This is a genomic window from Bacillus paranthracis (genome assembly GCF_001883995.1).
GTDB lineage: Bacteria > Bacillota > Bacilli > Bacillales > Bacillaceae_G > Bacillus_A > Bacillus_A paranthracis.
Genome location: NZ_MACE01000018.1, coordinates 700,618 through 720,228, shown reverse-complemented (window position 1 = coordinate 720,228; position 19,611 = coordinate 700,618). Strand labels below are relative to the sequence as shown.

Below are 19,611 nucleotides of genomic sequence, written 5' to 3'. Positions count from 1 at the left end.
GTTATATTAGGTAATAACTAATATTTTTAGTTATTACCTAAAAGGGGATGTGCTTATATGGGGAAACGTTCTTCTTTTACTCTTATTAATCATCCTAATGATGAATTAGGACTACCTACATTTGATGAGTCAAGAGAGTATCAAGCTAAATTAATTGGAGCGTGGGAAAAGCAGCAGAGGGTTTTAGGGTATACAGAACAAACTATAGCATTGGGAGTAAGGTGTATTGATGAATTTTTGAAACTTGCAGATAAGTTTATTTGGGAAATTACTATTCATGATGCAGACAAGTTTTATCTGGGTTTAGTAGGAAGAGGATTGGCCTATTCGACTAGGAGGAAATATCAATCGACGCTTACAAGTTTTCTTGATTATTTACGGACACGTCACAGTCATGAAATATGGGAGAAATATGGGATACAAGTGCCGGTGGTAATCGATAAATTTAATAAATATTATCATAGAAATGATGATCATGAGGAAAAGGTATTGCCGCCGTTGCCGGGTGTACTAGATAGGTTTTGGAATGGATTAAAGTTAGAAATGCAAAATGCAAGGAAATATTCAACTGTCGCTAGAGATTACACAATATTCAGATTGATGGAACTCACTGGATTGAGAAGCTTTGAAATAGTAATGTTAGATGTAAAAGACTGTCGATTTGATTTGGGAGAAAACGGCAAGATACATGTAAGATATGGAAAGGGCTCAAAAGGATCTGGGTATAAACCTAGATGGGTACCTTTGTTAGATAATGCAGACGTATTGCTGAAATGGTATTTAGAGAACATACGCACCTTGTTCACTAAACAAATTCAAGGTCCTTTATTCTATGCTGAATCTGAAAATCGTTTAAGTAGAGATACAGCACGTAGTGCTCTGAGGAGAAGACAGAAAAAATTAGGATTTAATGAGGAAGAAATTTTTAGTCCGCATCAATTGAGACATTCTTTTGCAACGAGACAAACAGAGATGGGGGTAGACCTACTTACATTAAAAGAATTACTGGGACATGTAGAAGTATCTACTACATTTAATTATGCAAAACCTGGTTCGGATCATGTAGAAAAAAGAGTTCGAATGGCACAAGATAAATGGAAAAGGCAACTACAGCAATACGATGAGGAAGTGAAAGAAGATGGCTTTAGAATGGAGACTAAGAAAGGTGATGGCGGATAGAGGGATATGGTCAGGGGCAGAATTGGGTAGGCTTCTAGAGGATAAGGCGGGCTTTAAGCTTTCTGCACCTTCTATTAGTGCTTTGCTAACGAGTGAACCTAAACAAGTTAAAACAAATACAATGGATGCATTATGTACAGCACTAGAATGTACTCCAAATGAATTGTGGAAACATACGCCTTCATACATGTATATGGTGGACAAAACTAATCATATTCAAGAAACGGAAGTAGTTAATGGTTTGAATTTAGATAAGAAGCTACCACCAATTTAATTATTTGGAGGTGATGGGAAGGCATATGAAAAACACCAATTGTATATCGTGTGGAAGAATATTAAGTCTCTCTTATATAAAGAAAAACACAAAAAACTGTAGCTATTGTGCTTCTGAAAAAAGGATACAAAAAGAACAATCACAGAAATTCTTAATGGAAGTGTTTTGTAAAAAATGGAGTGCAAATTTGTTTGTTAAGTACATATTATATTTGAAAACGTTGGGGATACGTTATGATACAATGTGTAAGTTAACGAGAGGAACTCGAGAAGTACTTTGTATAGCTGAGAAAGAGTTTTTAGTTCCTACTCAAATTACAGAAGATTGGCTGTTGAAGTGTTTGGAAAAAGTTAACGTCAAAGAAATTCGAAGGAGTTTATTAGCTTTTTTAGAACAAGAAAAGTTATTAAAAGTGGATAATGAAAAACCGTTGGTTGATAGTATAGATAGGCTTATAAACAGTATACCCAAAGAATTTAGACGCCTTTTAGAGGTGTATACTAATGAACGGATGCGGTATCGAGAAAGACAAATTGATTTTAATGCTCGTAATCCTTTGAAGTTGATAACAATTAAAACAGATATTGAGGTATTTACAAGATGTGTAAGGTTTATTGTAGAATTTAAACCGCACATTCTTTCATGGGAGATGATTCAACAAGATGATATATATGATTTTTTACTTACTTTAACTCCAAAAAATAGAGAGGTTGTGAGAAAGGACCTTTTGGTTTTATTTAAGTTAGCAAAGCGAAAGAAATTTCTGACACATGTTCCTTTGCCAGAAATAGTATCAAAAGAATTGCCTCCAACTCACATGCCTTTAACTATAGATGAACAGAAAAGTGTGGGGAAAATAATTAAACAAAGTATGTTTAATTACCCTCAAGAATCATTATTAGTGTCTTTATGTTTTTATCATGGGCTCAGTACATCAGATATCAAAAATATAAAAATAAAAGATATAGATGTTGATGAGAAAAAGATTAATTTTGAAAACAGACCTCCTGTATATTTACTTAAAGATGATCTTATAATGCTCGAAGCATATGCTAGGATAAGAAGAGAGATTAAGAATATAATTAATAAACCCTATCTTTTTGTTAGTACGAGCTCATCTGAGATTTATAGGAATGATCCAGTGAGTAATAAATTTATTAGGGAGAAAGTGAAAAAAATAACTAATTTTACACCTAAGGTGTTACGGATTACTTGTTTTAATATGATAGCGGCTAATTTTGGCCCGCAGTTACTTGTTGAAGGCTTTGGGCTTTCGTTAACTCAGGCTTCACGATATGGGAAATTAGAGGATTATTTAATAGAAGAATTAATAAAAGAACAAAGAAAAATTTTAGAGTAGATATTTAAGGGAGGAAGTACTATGAATAACATTTTTTTAAAACCGTTAAAAACGATAATTTTTGTAGTTGGTATTATGATTTTGGGAGTCTTTGCAGATGTAGCTACGTTAACGCAATTTAATATTATTACGTGGTTTAAAGAACATCTTCCATGGTCCTTAATTGGTGGTATTTTAATTTTATTAATTTTATATATTGGTTTAGTAATTTATTATTATTTTTATTCATTGAGAAATGATAGTACAAAAGATGTAGAAGGAACGAAAAGTGTTAAGCAAAGTATCAATGCAAAAAAAATAGAAGGTTCAACTATTAATATGGTTGGGGGAAATTTGAATGAGGATCATAAAAACGATTAAGAGCTTATTTAAGAGAGAAGAAGTAGTACAGGCAATTGATGTCAATTCAATAATGAATTCGCACGTGTATCAAGCGGGAGGGAACATCATCATCAATCAGCAACTTCCAGATGAATTTAAGGAGTTGCTGGAATCGATGCAAAAAAATAAGCAAATAGAAAAGGATAATGGTAATTTTGATTATCAACCAAATTCTACTGACTTTTATGATCAGTTAATGGAAACAACACTTCAAGATATTAAAAATTCTATAGATGACGGGAAAATTGAAAATGCAAAGGGGATTGTTGAACAGTTAATTAAAACTGAAGGTTTCAAAAACATTGGTCATTCATTTCAAATACAAATTTATTATTTTAAAGGTATTATGTTATTAGAGGGGAATGAATTCTCTAAAGCAGAGGCTATGTTAGAGCTTATTAATATGTTAGAAAAGGATAATAAGTATGGATTGGAATTAATGAATCGTTTGGCATGCATAAAGAAAGATGAACAGCTATTCCAAGAATCTATTGAAGGTTTTAAAAGAATAAATACTACAGAATTAGAGATAGAAATCAAAAAAATTAGATTTTTATTATTTAAAGAAGATTATGATGGTACAATTCAACAACTTACAAAGTTGGAACAAATTAAAGAAGTATATAAAGAAAATCAGGAGATGCAATATTACTTAGGAATTGCTTATTTCAATCTCGGTAAGTACTCATTGGCAAGGGGGTATTTAAAACATTCAAATGAGATAAGCTATTCTTCGTATAAAGAATATTTGCTTATTTTAAGTGAAGTTTGGCCTGTTATAAATAGAAGAGGAATTGTGGCTCTAATTTCGTCACAGGAAAAAACTTTGCTTGAAGAGAAATTGAAAAATATGTTGAGGCTTCAAGTTTTTTTTGAGGAGAAAAGTATAGAATTACAAGAAGATTTCTGGGCGAATATCTTTTCAATTAAAATTCTTTTGAACCAGTTAGAAGTAATTAAGGATATAGAGCAACTCCCTATTACATTACAACAGACTGATAAATTAAAGTATATACTTGGGGAAGCGTATGCTTTGGAAGGTAAGGATGAGTTAGCTGTTAGAATATATGAACAAATATATGAAGAGTTACCTCGATTGGAACTATTATTGAAAATAGTGGCGATATATTACGAGAATAGTAATTATTCTCAAGTGTTGAAGATGGTAGAGGGTACAGATTATAAGAGTTATAAAAATGATGCAGCAATTGGATATATACTTGGAATGTACTTCTGCTCATATTATGAGACGTATGAGCATGATTTAGTAAGTGAGAAAATCAAAGAGCTTGAAAGTGAATTTTTTGATAATGCGATTTTATTTGAAAGTATCGCTTATTATTTCTATAAAAATAATAAAAAAGATTTAGCTAACGAGTATATACAAAAATCTAAAGCATGTATTAAAGCAGATGATCATGAAAGATTTATTATTGCACGCTCATGTTATAGAATGGGGATGTTTGATGATGCTATAGAGATCCTCGAATCTTGTAAAGAATATACACTAGAAGTTTTAGAGTTTTTTGTAAAGGTACTTTTGCAGTTGGGACAGGATGGACATTTGAAAAGAGCTGAAGAATTGTTAGCGAATATCATAGAACAAGGAGAGGGAAGAGAGAGCACTTTTCGGATGAAAGCGGACGTTTTGCTACAACAAAATAAGTTAACACGTGCTTTAGATTTTTTAGTAAGGTCATTTGATTTAAAACCAAATACATATGCAGCATATAATATTGTTTTTATAAAACTACAACAAGAAGAGTTGCAGGAGATAGATCAATATATAGATTTTTTAGTTACTAGTGATAATCCTCAGGATTTAATGATGGGGGCATTAGCTAAAAGTGCAATGGATAAGGTAGAAATTGCTAATGAGATAAGCTATAAGGCTTTAAGTTTATTAGGGAACGAATTTGATGAGAAAGTTTATATGCAATATGTAGCGATGCATTTTAATCAAGTTCAAAGGGTATCTACTAATACACAAGAAGTTGTTGATCTTGATAAAGTAGAAAAAGATAGTGTAATTGAGCTTAATAATCCCTTTGGACCAAAGAGGTATATTTGTATTAATAACCAAAATAGTCTTAGTGTAGAAGAAGGTAAAGAGGTTATAGGATGTGAACAATATTCAAGTGAGTCAATAATAGGTACAAGATTATTACACTTGAAAAAAGATGAGATACTTGAATTAGATGGCCAGCAATATCATATTACAAGTATTGTAAAAAAACATGTGTATGCATTTCGATATTGTATGGAGAAGTATCAAATCTATTGCCCATCTTCAAAATACTTTCAGACTTTCCATATAAGTGAGGAAGATCCATTGACACCGCTACTCCCTATATTGGTAGCTCAAAAGGAGAGAAGTGAATATCTTTTAAAACAATATAATTTGGGGAATGGGATAGGTATTCCAATGGTGGCCCTGGGTAACAAGGATTATAAAAATTATCTTGGTTTAATACGAAACTTACTTTCAATGCCGAACCAGTTGTTTCGTGCAGGAGAACTTAATCCTATAGAAGTACTAAATAACAGAGTGATTTTATCTTTTTCATCAATTGTATTCTTACAACACATGGGGTTATTGGATAAAATCGAAAATATAAAAGATAGTGTATACATTACTAGGAAAACCTTAAAGAAAATTCAGATGATTTTTCGAGATTTATGTGAGCAAGGAGAAAATAGGAGTGGGACACTTACGGTAGATGAAAATGGGAGGCCCCTGTTTATACATGAAAGTGAAAAGTATCGAGAAGAAAATATTAATTTTTGGAGAAACGTTGTACTATTGTTACAAGATATAGATATTGTAGAGATAAATGAGTCTAAACATGAGGAATTGCAAGGGAAAATGTTGGAGATTATTGGCGATTTTGAGATGGACCCTATTTTAATAGAACCGAAGGTTGGAGATATTGTTATCTGCGAAGATAAAGTAATTGGACAGATGGTTAAAGTATTGAATCCTAGTGTTGTTATTACTAATTCAATGGGATTAGTGGAGAAAATATGTTCACCTGAAGAAATTTTAGAAGCTGTGTTGGAACTATCCAAACAAAAATATTTTCAAGTATGTAATGAAATTATTCTTTTAAAACTAATTGATTATGTATTAAGTAAACCGTTGATAGTTGGAGTGGGAACAGATTGTGATAAGCTTAAACATATCATTAGGGAAATCCTTTCAGACGAAGAGACTTTTAAAGAATACTTACCTGTATTACGTAATGTTATTTATAAAATGTATGAAAAGAAAATAAATCCTAATATGGATATTTTATTGGAGTTGGTAATAAGGGAAATAAAGTTATCAGCAGGTAGTCTTAATTTTTCCTCACCAATTGTTTTAAAGTATTTGTTAGAGCCAGCAGGGATAGATGCGTGTAAAGAGCATTATATAACTAGAGCGTATAAACAAAGATAACGTTGGTTTTAGTTTAAGTTAAATTATTTATTTTTAGCTTGAAGAGCTCGGTAGGTAATTAAGTTTTTTATTAAATCAAGCTCGAAGTAGTCAAGTGCTTAAACAAGTTTTTAAAATTGTATTTGAAATAGAGGCGCCATAAAATAAAAAAACATGATCACTGTATGTGAAATTTTTTTAATACCTAATTTATTACAAAAAGGTCTGCTCATCTAAGCAGACCTTTTGAACTGATTTTCTACTATTGGTTAATTATTGTACTCAATTATTACATAAGAAACCTTTTTTGGAGGGACGGAATGAATAGTGAAATTAAAATTTCTAGGAAGACAAAAAAAATCCTAATTTATGCTTTTTTAGTTCCATTTGTTAGTAGCATAGCGGTCGCTTATATGATTTTTGGTGATATAGGTGAAGCTATACAGAAAATGTGGGAATTACGTGGTAAACCTAACGTGACAGCTAGTTCGATAACATCGCTTTCCTATATCTTTACAATTCTAGTTGCAGTTTATGCTTTAATTGCCACAATATTTTTTAGTTACCAAGTATGGATGGTAAGTGAAAATAATCTGAAGGTATCTAAACAAATACAAAAATTAGAGATTAATCGTGATGAAGAAATGGTGAAAGAAAATGCTCTTATTGTTTATTATGATCTTCAACGAGGTATTTCCAATTTACGAGAGTTATATGTAAATAGTTTGTTAAAAGTGAGTACGCCTAAACCAAATAGGATTTATTTTAGTGATGACTGGATTAAAAATGTAGCTAATTTAAGAAAAGAGCTTACAAATCAAGAATTAAATAAGGTGTACAAATTATATGAACAATTTTTCACATTGCAAAATATTTTAGAAGAGTACAAAGGGAATAAGCAAACGGGTGAATTAAATGAATATCTTGAAGAACTATCTAAAGAAGTATTTGCTGATTTTATTCCACTCCCTCTATTGGATAAACTAGAGGTGTCTTCAATAGATGAATTAATCGGTATTGATTTGTATATCATCTTGCAAAAGATTTATTGTTTAACATTTACTCCTTCTAAGATTGAACCTGAAGAAAAGGTGGTAAATGGAAAAGTTGTTTATGAAACGTGTTTAAATGGAGTACTTATGTTTGTTGGGGATAATAAAAAAGCATTTGAAGGAAACGGAGAACTTTATACAACTAAAGGACAATTAAAATGTTCTGGTCAATTTCAATCGAATCAATTTAAGTCTGGGGTTGTTTATGGATATTATAATTCTGAAAGCAAGTGTTATCAAATTAAGTATGAAACATCATCATTAGTTAGAATAATTAAACATGGTATTTTATATAAGCTAACTGCTATTGAAGATAATCCATATTTTTATAATGGCGAATTTCATGAAGGGGAGCTAATTAATGGAGTTACAACCATTTTTAATGAGAATATGAAGATATACTATCAGGGAGAAATTGAAAATGGTGAAATAACTGGATATGGAATCACTTATAGTAACAAAGGATATAAGACATTTGAAGGTATTTTGGAAGATGAAATGCGAGTTAAAGGAATTGGTTACATTAAGGGGATAGAATATTTCAACGGTGAATATAAAAATGGGAATCCATGGAATGGATTGGTGACTAAATATTCTTTATCAGAAGAAGTTAAAGAGTTTACCGGAGAGATTTGTGAAGGTAGGCCTATTAATGGAAAGGGATTATATTTTAAAAGGAATAATCATGGAGAAGATTTAGTAGCCCTAGAAGAACGTAGAGAATTTGAAGAAGCTCGTTATGAAATAGAAGATGATTATGAATATCAGCAAGTAATGTATGAACAGCAAAAAGACTACCAAAATGCTGAGATACGTCGTAATTATAGTAAGTGGGTGGATTATATTCAAGCTAATTGGCATGAAGGAAATGTAACTGAATTAGAAGATAAAGAAGTAAATATTGAAGTTTATACTGTTGAAGGTTCAAGAATCAGGGACTGAACCTTTATAAAGTTTATTATGAGATAGAGTTTCTACTGTGTATATAACTTAGCATAGTTCAGTTAAAGAAGGACTTTCTAAAAAAGGTATAAAAGGAAGGAGAGGGTAAATCTCCTCCTTTTTAGATTTTAAAGATAAATGTTACTGACTTCATAAGATATATCTGTCATAGCATAATCACGTAATTGATCAATTAATTCAGAATCAGCCTCAAATTCGACATATTTTTTAACAGTAAAAGGATTTTCATTAAAATCTGAATAAGATGCTTGTTTAAATAATGTTAGGTCAAAGAATTCTTCATTAAGAATATACATATTAACATTATCTTTATTTTCGTTATTTGGTAAAACGTTAACCACAGGAGTGAATTGGTGATTAATTATATGAGCTTTGGTATTTAGCGTTGAAATTGAATTGCGAATCTCTGCTGATTCTTCTAGTCCGAGTTTCTCAACGGCTTGGTGTTTAATGATTTCTGTCAGATGTTTTAAATTTGCGTTATATAATACTTGTAAGGTTAGGTAGTATTTTTCGTTATATTCATCAAAGTATTTTTTTTGCTCAAAAATCCATTTAAGGTTCTTACTATTAAGCCAAAAAGAGGTAATTATAGAATCTAGCTTGGGTTTAGTTGGATCATATAAATAACATAATAAAAATGAATTATCTTCTTGTAAGATTTTTTGAAGGTATTCTTTCTTAAAATCCAACTGAGCATATAATACTCTAACTAACCCATCATTTGTTTGTTTAAAGCCAAAGCCGTCCGCTTTACATTGACGAGATTTGACTTGAAAATAGTAATTTTCTTTACTAGAATCGACTTTAGCAAAACAGCGTTGTAAGTTATGTACTAAAATATCAAATCCAAAATCAGCATTAAATTTAAATGCTTCGTAACCCATTTTCCAAAACTGTCCCATTGCTTGCTGTTCATATCCTAATCCTTGATACAAATTATTCATAATATTCATATTGTTCATTTCAACTCCCCCTTAAATAAATGATTACTAAAAAATTATACCAAATTTATTAGTAATTCCCTCTCTAAAAATTATATTTTAGAATCTCATTCTTTTACTAATGGGGAGAGAGCGCTTTAGTTGGTTTTTTACATCCTCCTCATCATCCTTCGGTTCAAAGAATTCGGCGAGTAAACCGACTCTCTCAGTAGAGGTTTTAGCCAACATTTCAATTACTTCATCATATGCTGCTGGTTTATTAAAATAATCATGGTACCATTGAATAGGATTTTCATGTGTATCACCATTTACTTCCATTATTCTTCTGCACAATTCTTTAAGTATTACCCATCCAGTGGGGATGTTAGCGGAGAATGATATTCCAGACCCTAGTAATAAGGCATACCCCCCTTATTTGCTTCCATTGAAAAAGATAGTGACATTAATTGATTGTTCATGTATTTATCCTCCGTATTTTTAAGTTATTAATATAATCGTATCATACTTTAACAATGAATTAAGGATTCAAATACAGTATTTAGGTTTGCAAGTAAGCCGCGATGTTTTAAAAAAGTTTAACCGTTTTAGGGAAGGTTAAAAAAACATTACTGTAGTAAGTTTCATGAAAAATTTTTTCGAAATAAATTCTTTTGGTTCTCACTAAATAAGGATTTTCAAAACATTCCTAATCAAACTTTATTCAAAAGTTACAAGAAATCGAGGGGGCAAGAAGTATGAAAAAATTAGAGAATTAAACACAAAATAAAAATAGTTAAAGAAGGTTAACTTGAAAAGAGAGAGGCGATAACATGCAATTAGAAAACGGTTTTGTAGTTGAAAGTAACCCGGTATTTGGAAAGAATATGTACAACATGTATACTGACTATGTGAAACCGGATATTAAGTTTACAAATGATAGTGTTATGCTCTGGTGTGATAGCCAAGGTATCAAGGTTGGTAACTCAAAAGAGATTATGAAACAGGGCGTTCCAAGTTCTACTTTTTATAAGGAAAGAAGAGAAAGAATAAAAGAAGTTACAATAAAAGATTTAGAAACATTCAAAGACAGTTATGTTTATGCTCTGTATTACTTCGGAGAAGGTGAACATGTTCGAAAAAAAGTTATTGAAACGATTATGCCATTTTATGATGATGAAAGGATTGAACGTAATTTAATCACACTACTACCACAACAAACCTGTAGTGATAGAACAAAAGCAATTGAAGCTTTAAATGATAATAGTAATTTAAATGTTCCACGTATTGAAAAGTGTACGTGTATGCAATGTAAAAAATTAAATGGTTACTACAGCATTTACTCAATTGATTCTAAAGGTAGGAAAATTACAAACTCAGTCTGGATTGATAAAACAAAAGCAATTGAACATTTGAAAAAGTTACATAATAAGGGGCATTTTGATTGTCGTTTAACAGAGGGGAAATTATCTTGTGACCACCGAGTTTCAAATAAGGACATAGACTATGTTATTGAACGGGTAATAAATAAAACATACTTATTTGCACCCCCATGCGGAACTCGTGAGGGGCGTAGATATCGTAACTCTTATCCTTCTTTATACGACACAGAAAAACAAAGGTGTAGATCTTCCAGTGCTCATTCACAATCGCAGCGAAGAACATTAGCACCGTGTCAGAGATGTGGTCACGGAATTCATTATGTGTATTTAGATAGGGTATATGAGCGTATGGTAAAAAGAGGGGTTATCGAGCGATATCCAGTAGTGGATAATAACGGCTACATGAACATTTAAACAATAGTAAATGGGGTTAATTGTGATAAAAATATGTCTAAATGTAAATTTAAAAGAAAGTTGCACGGTTTTAGAGGGGGGATAGAAAACATTATTGTAGCAAGTTTTATGAAAACTTTTGATCAAACTTTATTCAAAAGCTACACACTATATAAAAACGAAAGAACGGTATAATGTTGCTTCGCAACAGTGAATTTTTAGTGTGACGGTAAGAATTTAGTTTAAACGGATACCCTATGGTGACAATTGCTATTTAGGTATCAACGAACTTTACTGAAGAAAACATACGCACTTCCATCCCTCAGGAGACCCTGCGCCGAGCCGAGAAGATATTGAAGTAACAAAACGCTTAGTAGAATGCGGTCGGATTATCGGAATTGAAGTGCTCGATCATATTATAATAGGTGACCATAAATTCGTGAGTTTAAAGGAAAAAGGTCATATTTAAGACTATGCTTTTTACTTATTTTGTTTTATAATGTGATTTATGAGTTTTTTGTAGAAAATTATCTACAAAAAGGATAAAGATATAAAAAACGTACTGTTTTTATAATATAAAGTAAGAAAAAATGAGTCCGTGAAAACAAGAAAGGAAGATAAATAATATGTTTGGATTTGGTGGCTTTACTCGCGATCTTGGAATAGACTTAGGAACTGCGAACACGCTTGTATATGTAAAGGGAAAAGGTGTAGTTTTACGTGAACCTTCAGTAGTAGCGTTACAAACTGATACGAAACAAATCGTTGCTGTAGGTAGCGATGCAAAACAAATGATTGGTCGTACACCAGGAAACGTTGTGGCACTTCGCCCGATGAAAGACGGTGTAATTGCTGATTACGAAACAACAGCAACAATGATGAAATATTACATTCAACAAGCTCAAAAATCAAATGGATTCTTCTCACGTAAGCCTTATGTAATGGTATGTGTACCATCTGGTATTACAGCTGTAGAAAGACGTGCAGTAATCGATGCGACTCGTCAAGCTGGTGCTCGTGATGCTTATCCTATCGAAGAACCATTTGCAGCAGCAATTGGTGCAAACTTACCTGTTTGGGAACCAACTGGTAGCATGGTTGTTGATATTGGTGGCGGTACAACAGAAGTTGCAATCATTTCTTTAGGTGGTATTGTAACAAGTCAATCAGTTCGTGTTGCTGGTGATGATATGGATGATTCAATCATTCAGTACATTAAGAAAAGCTACAACTTAATGATCGGTGAAAGAACAGCTGAAGCATTAAAATTAGAAATCGGTTCTGCAGGCGAGCCAGAAGGTATCGAGCCTATGGAAATTCGCGGTCGTGATTTAGTAAGTGGTTTACCAAAAACAGTACTAATTCAGCCAGAAGAAATTGCAGATGCATTAAAAGATACAGTAGATGCCATTGTAGAATCTGTTAAAAATACGTTAGAGAAAACTCCACCTGAATTAGCGGCAGACATTATGGACCGTGGTATCGTATTAACAGGTGGCGGAGCATTACTACGTAACTTAGATAAAGTAATTAGTGAAGAAACAAATATGCCAGTTCTTGTTGCAGAAGACCCATTAGATTGCGTAGCAATTGGAACGGGTAAAGCATTAGACAATATCGATCTTTTCAAAACTGCTGCTCGATAATATTGCAAAATAAAAATCAATGAAATTAAGAGGGTGTGAACGTGCCACAGTTTTTCTTAAACAAAAGATTAATTGTTTTGTTAGTTAGTATTATTCTTCTCGTGGCATTGATTGGAATCTCATTGAAAGAACGGAACAGTTTAACATGGCCAGAGCAGTTTGTTAAAGACACTGTCGGTGTTGTAGAACGTGTATTCCAAAAGCCAGCGAAATACGTAGCTGGATTCTTCGAAAATGTAGAGGATGTAAAGCGCACGTATGAAGAGAATAAAGAATTAAAAGCAAAATTAGACAATTATGCAGGTCTATCAGGGAAAGTAAAACAATTAGAAGATGATAACAAGAAGTTACAAGAGTTAACGGGTAAAGATAAGTTAAATAGCGGTTATACTGAAATTCCAGCGACTGTTGTTTCTCGTAATCCAGATAAATGGTACGATTTAGTTGGACTTGATAAAGGGGCACAGCAAGGAATAAAAAAAGATATGGCTGTATTAACTCCACAAGGTTTAGTGGGACGAGTGAAAAGTGTATCTCAGTTTACATCATCAGTAGAATTGTTAAGTTCTATGAGCCGAACAAATCGTGTTTCTGCTATCGTACAAGGGAATGAGAAAATCTTTGGATTGATTGAAGGTTACGATAAAGAAAAGCACTTACTTCTTTTCACAAAGATTGGTTCTGATGCACCGGTAGATAAGGATCAACTAGTTGTAACATCTGGGCTCGGTGATATTTTCCCGAAAGGTCTTGTAATTGGAAAAATCGTTGAAGTTCAGCAGGATCCATACGGTTTAACAAAAACAGCTTATGTAAAGCCAGCCGCTGATTTAAATGACGTAGAGCATGTTGTAGTTGCGAAACGTGAAACGCCTTCAGCGCCATTAGAATAGGAGGGGGAGAAGAGATGATGAAGATTTTAAAAAGAGCAGCTCTTCCTCTTTTGCTCCTTTTTGCTTTTTTATTTGAAAATATGTTTGCTACTATTGTTCCAACAGAGGTTTTTTGGAAAGACAGTATAGCATCACCTCATTTCTTTATCATTGTGTTATGTTTTATTACTGTGTACTATAGTCCGGTCCAAGGGATTTATTACGGACTATTATTTGGTTTCTTATTTGATACCGTATACACGGAACTTGTTGGTATATATATTTTTGCGTATCCGATTTTAGTTTATTTAGTTTATAGTGTGATGAAGGTACTACAATTGAATTTATTTATTGTTACTTCTATCGTACTAGCTAGCATAGTAGCATTAGAGTATTATGTGTATGGATTTTTAACTTTGTTAGGACGTACTCATATGTCGGCGTATGTCTTTTTCACAGATCGTCTCCTGTCTACTTTATTGCTAAATGCAATTTTCTTATTGATAGTTTGTTTCCCACTGAGACGATATTTAGTGCGTCTTTCAAAAGCGATGGAAGAAAAAGAAAAAAGGATTTTCTAATTTTATGTCGAATTGAATCGGTGGGGTGAACTTTAGTGGAAGAAAAAAAGCAACAAAATGTAACAATAAAAGGGACAAAAGACGGAATAACCCTTCATTTAGATGATTGTTGTTCATTCTCTGAATTATTGAAGGAATTGGATGAAAAGCTTTCTACACATTACTATGATGGTGATGGACGCTCTTTAATTGAAGTGCATGTGAAAGTAGGAAACCGTTATTTAACAGAAGTCCAACAAGAAGAGATTCGTACGTTAATTCGTAATAAAAAGAATCTCGTTGTGGATTCGATTGAAAGTGATGTTATAACGAAAGAGGAAGCAATAGCTTGGAAAGAAGAAACAGAAATCGTCCCTATTTCCAAAATTGTTCGCTCTGGACAAGTTTTACATGTAAAAGGAAATTTATTGTTAATTGGTGATGTTAATCCAGGCGGAACGGTTATCGCTGGGGGGAATATTTTTGTCGTAGGATCATTAAGAGGAATTGCACATGCGGGCTATTATGGGGATTCAGATGCTGTAATCGCTGCATCTGTTATGAACCCGATGCAACTTCGAATTAGTGATGTGGCAATGCGGGCTCCGGAAGAGAAAGAAGACGGAGCGGAGGCGGCAGAATGTGCGTATATTAATGAGAACAATCACATTGTTGTCGATCGACTGCAACTTCTCACTCATCTTAGACCTAATTTAACAAAGTTAGAAAGGGGAATTGTATAGCTGTGGGAGAGGCAATAGTAATTACATCTGGAAAAGGCGGTGTAGGTAAAACTACAACGTCTGCGAACATTGGGACAGCCCTAGCGTTATCTGGAAAGAAAGTGTGCTTAATTGACACAGATATCGGTCTTCGAAACTTAGACGTAGTAATGGGGCTGGAAAATCGTATTGTATTTGATCTTGTTGATGTCGTTGAAGGGCGTTGCCGTTTACCTCAGGCTCTTATTAAAGATAAACGTTTTGATGATCTTTATTTATTACCTGCAGCACAAACGAGTGATAAATCAGCGGTAACACCTGAACAAATGGATGAATTAATACAAGTATTACGTCAAGATTATGATTACATATTAATTGATTGTCCTGCGGGGATTGAGCAGGGATTTAAAAATGCGGTAGCTGGTGCGGATAAAGCAATTGTTGTTACGACGCCAGAAGTATCCTCAATGCGCGATGCGGATCGTATTATCGGGCTTTTAGAAAAAGAGGATATTGAACCACCGAAACTTGTTATTAATCGTGTGCGTAGTCATATGCTTCATGAACAGGATATGTTAGATGTTGATGAAATCGTACGTACATTGTCAATCGAGCTTCTTGGTGTTGTCGAAGATGATGATGAAGTTATTCGTGCTACAAATACAGGTGAGCCTGTAGCGTTGCAACCGAGCGGAAAAGCAGCGTTAGCTTATCGTAATATTGCAAGACGTTTGTTGGGTGAGAATGTCCCATTACAAGCATTTGAACAAGAAAAGGTATCGGTATTTACAAAGGTGAAAAACTTCTTTGGAATCCGTTAAAAGCACTTCGCATATTTGCGGAGTGCTTTCTTTTTTCTTCACACGAATATCTTCCATACCTAGCTCATACATATGTACAAACTGTATACAACTGTTTCTATGTACATTAGCTTAACGAAAGAAAGGAGACAGTATGAAGAATAGACGTGTAGAAGAAATTAAAAAACGGATTGCGAAGAGGAAGGCAGAGCAAGAAAGGATGGAGGAAGAGCAGTATTTTGCTGGAGGGAATTTTGATAGTGAAACAGTGTTTATTGAAGATGGAGAAAAGGAAATTCATCCTTTATTTCGAAAAGAAGTGTTTTTCTTCAAAGTATTGTTATCAGCAATATTAGTTCTTTCTGTCGCTATTTTATATAAGAATGCACCAGCTTCTTTCGACGGTGCTAAAGCTGTTACAGAAAAAGTGATGAAAGAAGAATTTCAGTTTGCTACTGTAGCGAAATGGTACGAAAAACAGTTTGGAAAACCGCTCGTGTTCTATTCGCCTAATGAGAAAAAAGAAGAAAAGATTCAGCAAAAAGATTATGCCATTCCTGCTTCCGGAAAGGTGATGCAAGGGTTTCAAAAAAATGGCCAAGGTGTATTTGTACAAACAGCTACAAATGCAACTGTTGAGTCAGTGAATGAAGGGCTAGTAGTTTTTGCGGGCAAGAAAGAGGAACTTGGTAATACAGTTCAAATTCAGCATGCAGATGGTACGGAGTCATGGTATGCAAATTTAAATGATATGTCAGTGAAATTATATGATTACGTTTCAAAGAAACAAAAAATTGGAACAGTGAATAATGATGCGAATAATAAAAATGGTAAGTTTTATTTCGCAATAAAAAAGGATGAAAAATTTATTGATCCGATTCAGGTGATTTCATTTGATTAAATATAGAGATGTTTTAACAAAGATTTCAGTACATCCGTTGTTTTGGGTTATTATTGTCATTGGTATTTTCACGGCACGTTTTAAAGAGTTACTACTGTTATTTTGTATCGTTCTCATCCATGAACTTGGGCATGCTTTTGCAGCGGCACATTATAATTGGCGTATTAAGAAGATTCAACTTTTGCCGTTTGGTGGTGTGGCTGAGCTTGAGGAACATGGGAATAAATCATTGAAAGAGGAACTAGTTGTTGTAATTGCAGGACCTATTCAACATATTTGGATGATGGCGGTAGGCTATATGTTGTTTGAAGCTGGTTGGCTTCATGCGGAATTATATTATTTCTTTATGTGGAATAATATAATTATTTTAGCGTTTAATTTACTACCTATTTGGCCTCTTGATGGTGGAAAAGTATTGTTTAACGTACTATCATATCGTTTTCCTTATTTACAAGCACATGAAAAGATGATGAAATTATCATGTGTTTTTTTTAGTGTCATACTAGGATGGCAGTTACTTTGGAATAGTAACAATATTATGATGTGGGTACTACTCATATTTTTAGCGGTGTCGTTATATCAAGAATGGAAGCAAAGACGGTATGCCTTTATGCGTTTTTTATTAGAACGTTATTATGGGAACAAAAGAGGAATTGAAAAGATTGCACCGATTGAGGTGCAATCAGAAGATCATTTATATAAGATATTCACAAAATTTCGTAGAGGCTATAAGCATTCTATTATCGTCCGCGGAAAATATAAAGAACATTACACATTGGATGAAAATGAATTGCTTTATGCGTATTTTACTGAAAAACGAACAACTTCATCTGTTGAAGAATTAATCGGTTAGTGTTGACGTTAGCACTAACCTTTTATTATTGTAAAAGCAAAGAAGATTATAAAGTGAGGAAAGTATTTTGAAAACGTTATATATAAACTACGCTGGATCGGAAAAACGCGTTGCAATTGAAGAGAAGAAGAAAATTGTTGAGTTTTTATGGAAACGAAATGAAGAACAAGAGATTGTTGGGCATATTTATGTTGGACGTATCGTAAGAACGATTGCTGGAATGAATGCAGCTTTTGTAAATATAGGTTTAGAAAAACATGCTTATCTCTCGTACGATGATGTACCATCTTCTTATCATATACATGAAGGAAAAGCGGTACTCGTACAAGTTGTAAAAGAGGCAATTGATACGAAAGGGCCAAAATTGACAGCAAATATAGAATTTACCGGGAAATATGTCGTTTATATGCCATATGATGAAATGCGTGCGGTTTCTCGGAAAATAAAAAACAATAAAAGAAGGCAACAATTACTCCAAATTGAAGTAGAAGGGAAAGGAGGTTATATTTTCCGCTCAGCTTCTGAAAAAGGAGAAATTGAAGAAATACAAGCTGAAATGCAAAGGTTACAGCAGTTATATGAAGAGTTAAAAAGAAAAGAGGGCCAAGGAAAGGCACCGTTACTAGTCCATCGACCAGCAACCTTTTTAGATCGTGTATTTCAAGAGAATCCAATTGAAACGATTGAAAAAGTAGTTGTAGATACAAGAAGTATAGTAAAAGAATTAGAAGAAAAAGTCGGCAAAGAAAAAATATCTTTTTATAATGAAAAGTCTTCAATATTTAACCATTTTGGCATAGAGCGTGAGATTGAGAAAGCACTTCAAAAAATTGTTTGGCTCCCAAATGGTGCTTATTTAATTGTGGAACAAATGGAGACGATGACTGTAATTGATGTGAATACGGGTAAGTTTACTGGAAAACAGAATTTACAAGATACAGTCCTTCGTACAAATGAAGTAGCAGCTGAAGAGATAGCGCGTCAATTAAGACTCCGTGATATTGGTGGTATGATATTAATTGACTTTATTAATATGAAAAGAAGAGAAGATAAAGAAAAGATAAGAGAATGTCTCATCGCTGCTATGCAAAATGATCGCACATATACAAGAGTGCTCGGGTTCACAGAGTTAGGGATTTTAGAGATGACACGTAAACGTAAAAAACATTCTTTACGTGACGTATTACTTGAAGAGTGTGCACCGTGCAAAGCGACGGGTTATGTCATGTCATATGAAACGATTGCGTATGAGCTAGAGAGAGAGCTAATTACATATGGCAATATAGAAGATGAGGCAGTATTAATCTCTGCACCTAAAGAATTACAAAAACAATTTTTGCAAAAAGAATTACAAAAAAATATTCCATTTGAAATTTATTTCAAAGATGATATGATCGAAAAGTACGCTATTATCCGTTTTGGAAGTAAAAAAGAAATTATAGAACGGAAAAAATAGTTATTAGAACTTTCATTGACAATAGTCTATGATTCATGATAACATCTTTATGTTATAGTTTATAGCACCTAAACGGCTATATGCTACAACCGCACAAGACAGGTTCCTTAAAGGCATTTATGTCTACCTCGTTTTTGGCGAGTCTTAGTAATTAAGAGGAGGTGCAAGTATGTACGCAATTATCGAAACAGGTGGAAAACAAATCAAAGTTGAAGCTGGTCAAGAAATCTACATTGAAAAATTAGATGTTGAAGCTGGTGAAACTGTTACTTTTGACAAAGTTCTTTTCGTTGGTGGCGAAAACGTGAAAGTTGGTAGCCCAGTTGTAGAAGGTGCAACAGTTACTGCGAAAGTTGAAAAACACGGTCGCGCTAAGAAAATCATCGTTTTCAAATACAAAGCGAAAAAGAACAATCGTAAGAAACAAGGTCATCGTCAACCTTACACTAAGCTAGTTGTTGAAGCTATCAACGCTTAAT

Annotated in this window: 17 protein-coding genes, 2 pseudogenes and 1 other annotated feature; of the genes and pseudogenes, 17 read left to right on the top strand and 2 right to left on the bottom strand. The window is 33.3% G+C overall.

The window, feature by feature from the left end; all coding sequences use genetic code 11:
• Positions 1-57: 57 nt before the first annotated feature.
• The 6 genes from BAQ46_RS10010 to BAQ46_RS09985 all read left to right on the top strand — a co-directional run bounded on the left by BAQ46_RS10010 (position 58) and on the right by BAQ46_RS09985 (position 8,606).
• The gene (locus BAQ46_RS10010; protein WP_071741876.1) at positions 58-1,179 is read left to right on the top strand and encodes a tyrosine-type recombinase/integrase; all 1,122 of its coding nucleotides are present in this window, start codon (positions 58-60) and stop codon (positions 1,177-1,179) included.
• Positions 1,139-1,453, top strand: coding sequence for a helix-turn-helix domain-containing protein (locus BAQ46_RS10005; protein ID WP_002203274.1), 315 nt, complete (start codon positions 1,139-1,141; stop codon positions 1,451-1,453). Before BAQ46_RS10010 ends, BAQ46_RS10005 begins: the two co-directional genes overlap by 41 nt.
• A 13-nt stretch (positions 1,454-1,466) precedes the next feature.
• Entirely contained in the window at positions 1,467-2,813 is a 1,347-nt protein-coding gene (locus BAQ46_RS10000; protein ID WP_249024547.1) for a site-specific integrase, read from the top strand.
• Between the two features lie 21 nt (positions 2,814-2,834).
• Positions 2,835-3,173 (top strand): hypothetical protein, encoded by a 339-nt coding sequence (locus tag BAQ46_RS09995; protein ID WP_071741874.1) that lies wholly within the window; start codon positions 2,835-2,837, stop codon positions 3,171-3,173.
• Positions 3,151-6,633 (top strand): tetratricopeptide repeat protein, encoded by a 3,483-nt coding sequence (locus BAQ46_RS09990; protein WP_071741873.1) that lies wholly within the window; start codon positions 3,151-3,153, stop codon positions 6,631-6,633. Before BAQ46_RS09995 ends, BAQ46_RS09990 begins: the two co-directional genes overlap by 23 nt.
• A 299-nt stretch (positions 6,634-6,932) precedes the next feature.
• Positions 6,933-8,606, top strand: a complete 1,674-nt coding sequence (locus tag BAQ46_RS09985; RefSeq protein WP_071741872.1) for a hypothetical protein — start codon at positions 6,933-6,935, stop codon at positions 8,604-8,606.
• 128 nt (positions 8,607-8,734) lie between these two features.
• On the opposite strand, the gene BAQ46_RS09980 is transcribed toward BAQ46_RS09985, so the two are convergent.
• Both BAQ46_RS09980 and BAQ46_RS31665 read right to left on the bottom strand, forming a co-directional pair.
• Positions 8,735-9,592 (bottom strand): hypothetical protein, encoded by an 858-nt coding sequence (locus tag BAQ46_RS09980; protein ID WP_071741871.1) that lies wholly within the window; start codon positions 9,590-9,592, stop codon positions 8,735-8,737.
• An 84-nt stretch (positions 9,593-9,676) separates the two neighbouring features.
• Positions 9,677-10,029: pseudogene (locus BAQ46_RS31665) on the bottom strand (SIR2 family protein); the annotation flags it as partial.
• A gap of 351 nt (positions 10,030-10,380) precedes the next feature.
• Here BAQ46_RS31665 and BAQ46_RS09970 point away from each other — a divergent pair.
• From BAQ46_RS09970 to rplU, 11 genes and pseudogenes are all read left to right on the top strand, one after another.
• Entirely contained in the window at positions 10,381-11,343 is a 963-nt protein-coding gene (locus BAQ46_RS09970) for a hypothetical protein (protein WP_071741870.1), read from the top strand.
• 289 nt (positions 11,344-11,632) lie between these two features.
• Positions 11,633-11,791, top strand: a pseudogene (locus BAQ46_RS09965) (JAB domain-containing protein); the annotation flags it as partial.
• 157 nt (positions 11,792-11,948) lie between these two features.
• Positions 11,949-12,968, top strand: coding sequence for a cell shape-determining protein MreB (gene mreB / locus BAQ46_RS09960; protein WP_000466737.1), 1,020 nt, complete (start codon positions 11,949-11,951; stop codon positions 12,966-12,968).
• A 41-nt stretch (positions 12,969-13,009) separates the two neighbouring features.
• Positions 13,010-13,861: a rod shape-determining protein MreC gene (mreC, locus tag BAQ46_RS09955; protein ID WP_001135483.1), complete on the top strand. Its 852-nt coding sequence runs from the start codon at positions 13,010-13,012 to the stop codon at positions 13,859-13,861.
• 14 nt (positions 13,862-13,875) lie between these two features.
• Positions 13,876-14,421: a rod shape-determining protein MreD gene (gene mreD, locus BAQ46_RS09950; RefSeq protein WP_000975746.1), complete on the top strand. Its 546-nt coding sequence runs from the start codon at positions 13,876-13,878 to the stop codon at positions 14,419-14,421.
• A 35-nt stretch (positions 14,422-14,456) separates the two neighbouring features.
• Positions 14,457-15,143: a septum site-determining protein MinC gene (gene minC / locus BAQ46_RS09945; protein ID WP_000391517.1), complete on the top strand. Its 687-nt coding sequence runs from the start codon at positions 14,457-14,459 to the stop codon at positions 15,141-15,143.
• Positions 15,144-15,145: 2 nt separating this feature from the next.
• Positions 15,146-15,943 carry a septum site-determining protein MinD gene (gene minD, locus BAQ46_RS09940; RefSeq protein WP_000503311.1) on the top strand — a complete coding sequence of 266 codons (798 nt, stop codon included), beginning with the start codon at positions 15,146-15,148 and terminating at the stop codon, positions 15,941-15,943.
• Positions 15,944-16,076: 133 nt separating this feature from the next.
• Complete coding sequence (gene spoIVFA, locus BAQ46_RS09935; protein WP_000797467.1) at positions 16,077-16,823, top strand: stage IV sporulation protein SpoIVFA; 747 nt, start codon at positions 16,077-16,079, stop codon at positions 16,821-16,823.
• On the top strand, positions 16,816-17,676 hold the full coding sequence (gene spoIVFB, locus BAQ46_RS09930; RefSeq protein WP_000599049.1) for a stage IV sporulation intramembrane metalloprotease SpoIVFB: 861 nt from the start codon (positions 16,816-16,818) through the stop codon (positions 17,674-17,676). Before spoIVFA ends, spoIVFB begins: the two co-directional genes overlap by 8 nt.
• Before the next feature lie 67 nt (positions 17,677-17,743).
• The gene (locus tag BAQ46_RS09925; RefSeq protein ID WP_071741869.1) at positions 17,744-19,132 is read left to right on the top strand and encodes an Rne/Rng family ribonuclease; all 1,389 of its coding nucleotides are present in this window, start codon (positions 17,744-17,746) and stop codon (positions 19,130-19,132) included.
• A gap of 77 nt (positions 19,133-19,209) precedes the next feature.
• Positions 19,210-19,287: a sequence feature (ribosomal protein L21 leader region), on the top strand.
• Positions 19,288-19,301: 14 nt separating this feature from the next.
• Entirely contained in the window at positions 19,302-19,610 is a 309-nt protein-coding gene (rplU, locus tag BAQ46_RS09920; RefSeq protein WP_000270908.1) for a 50S ribosomal protein L21, read from the top strand.
• The last annotated feature ends 1 nt before the right edge of the window (position 19,611 follow it).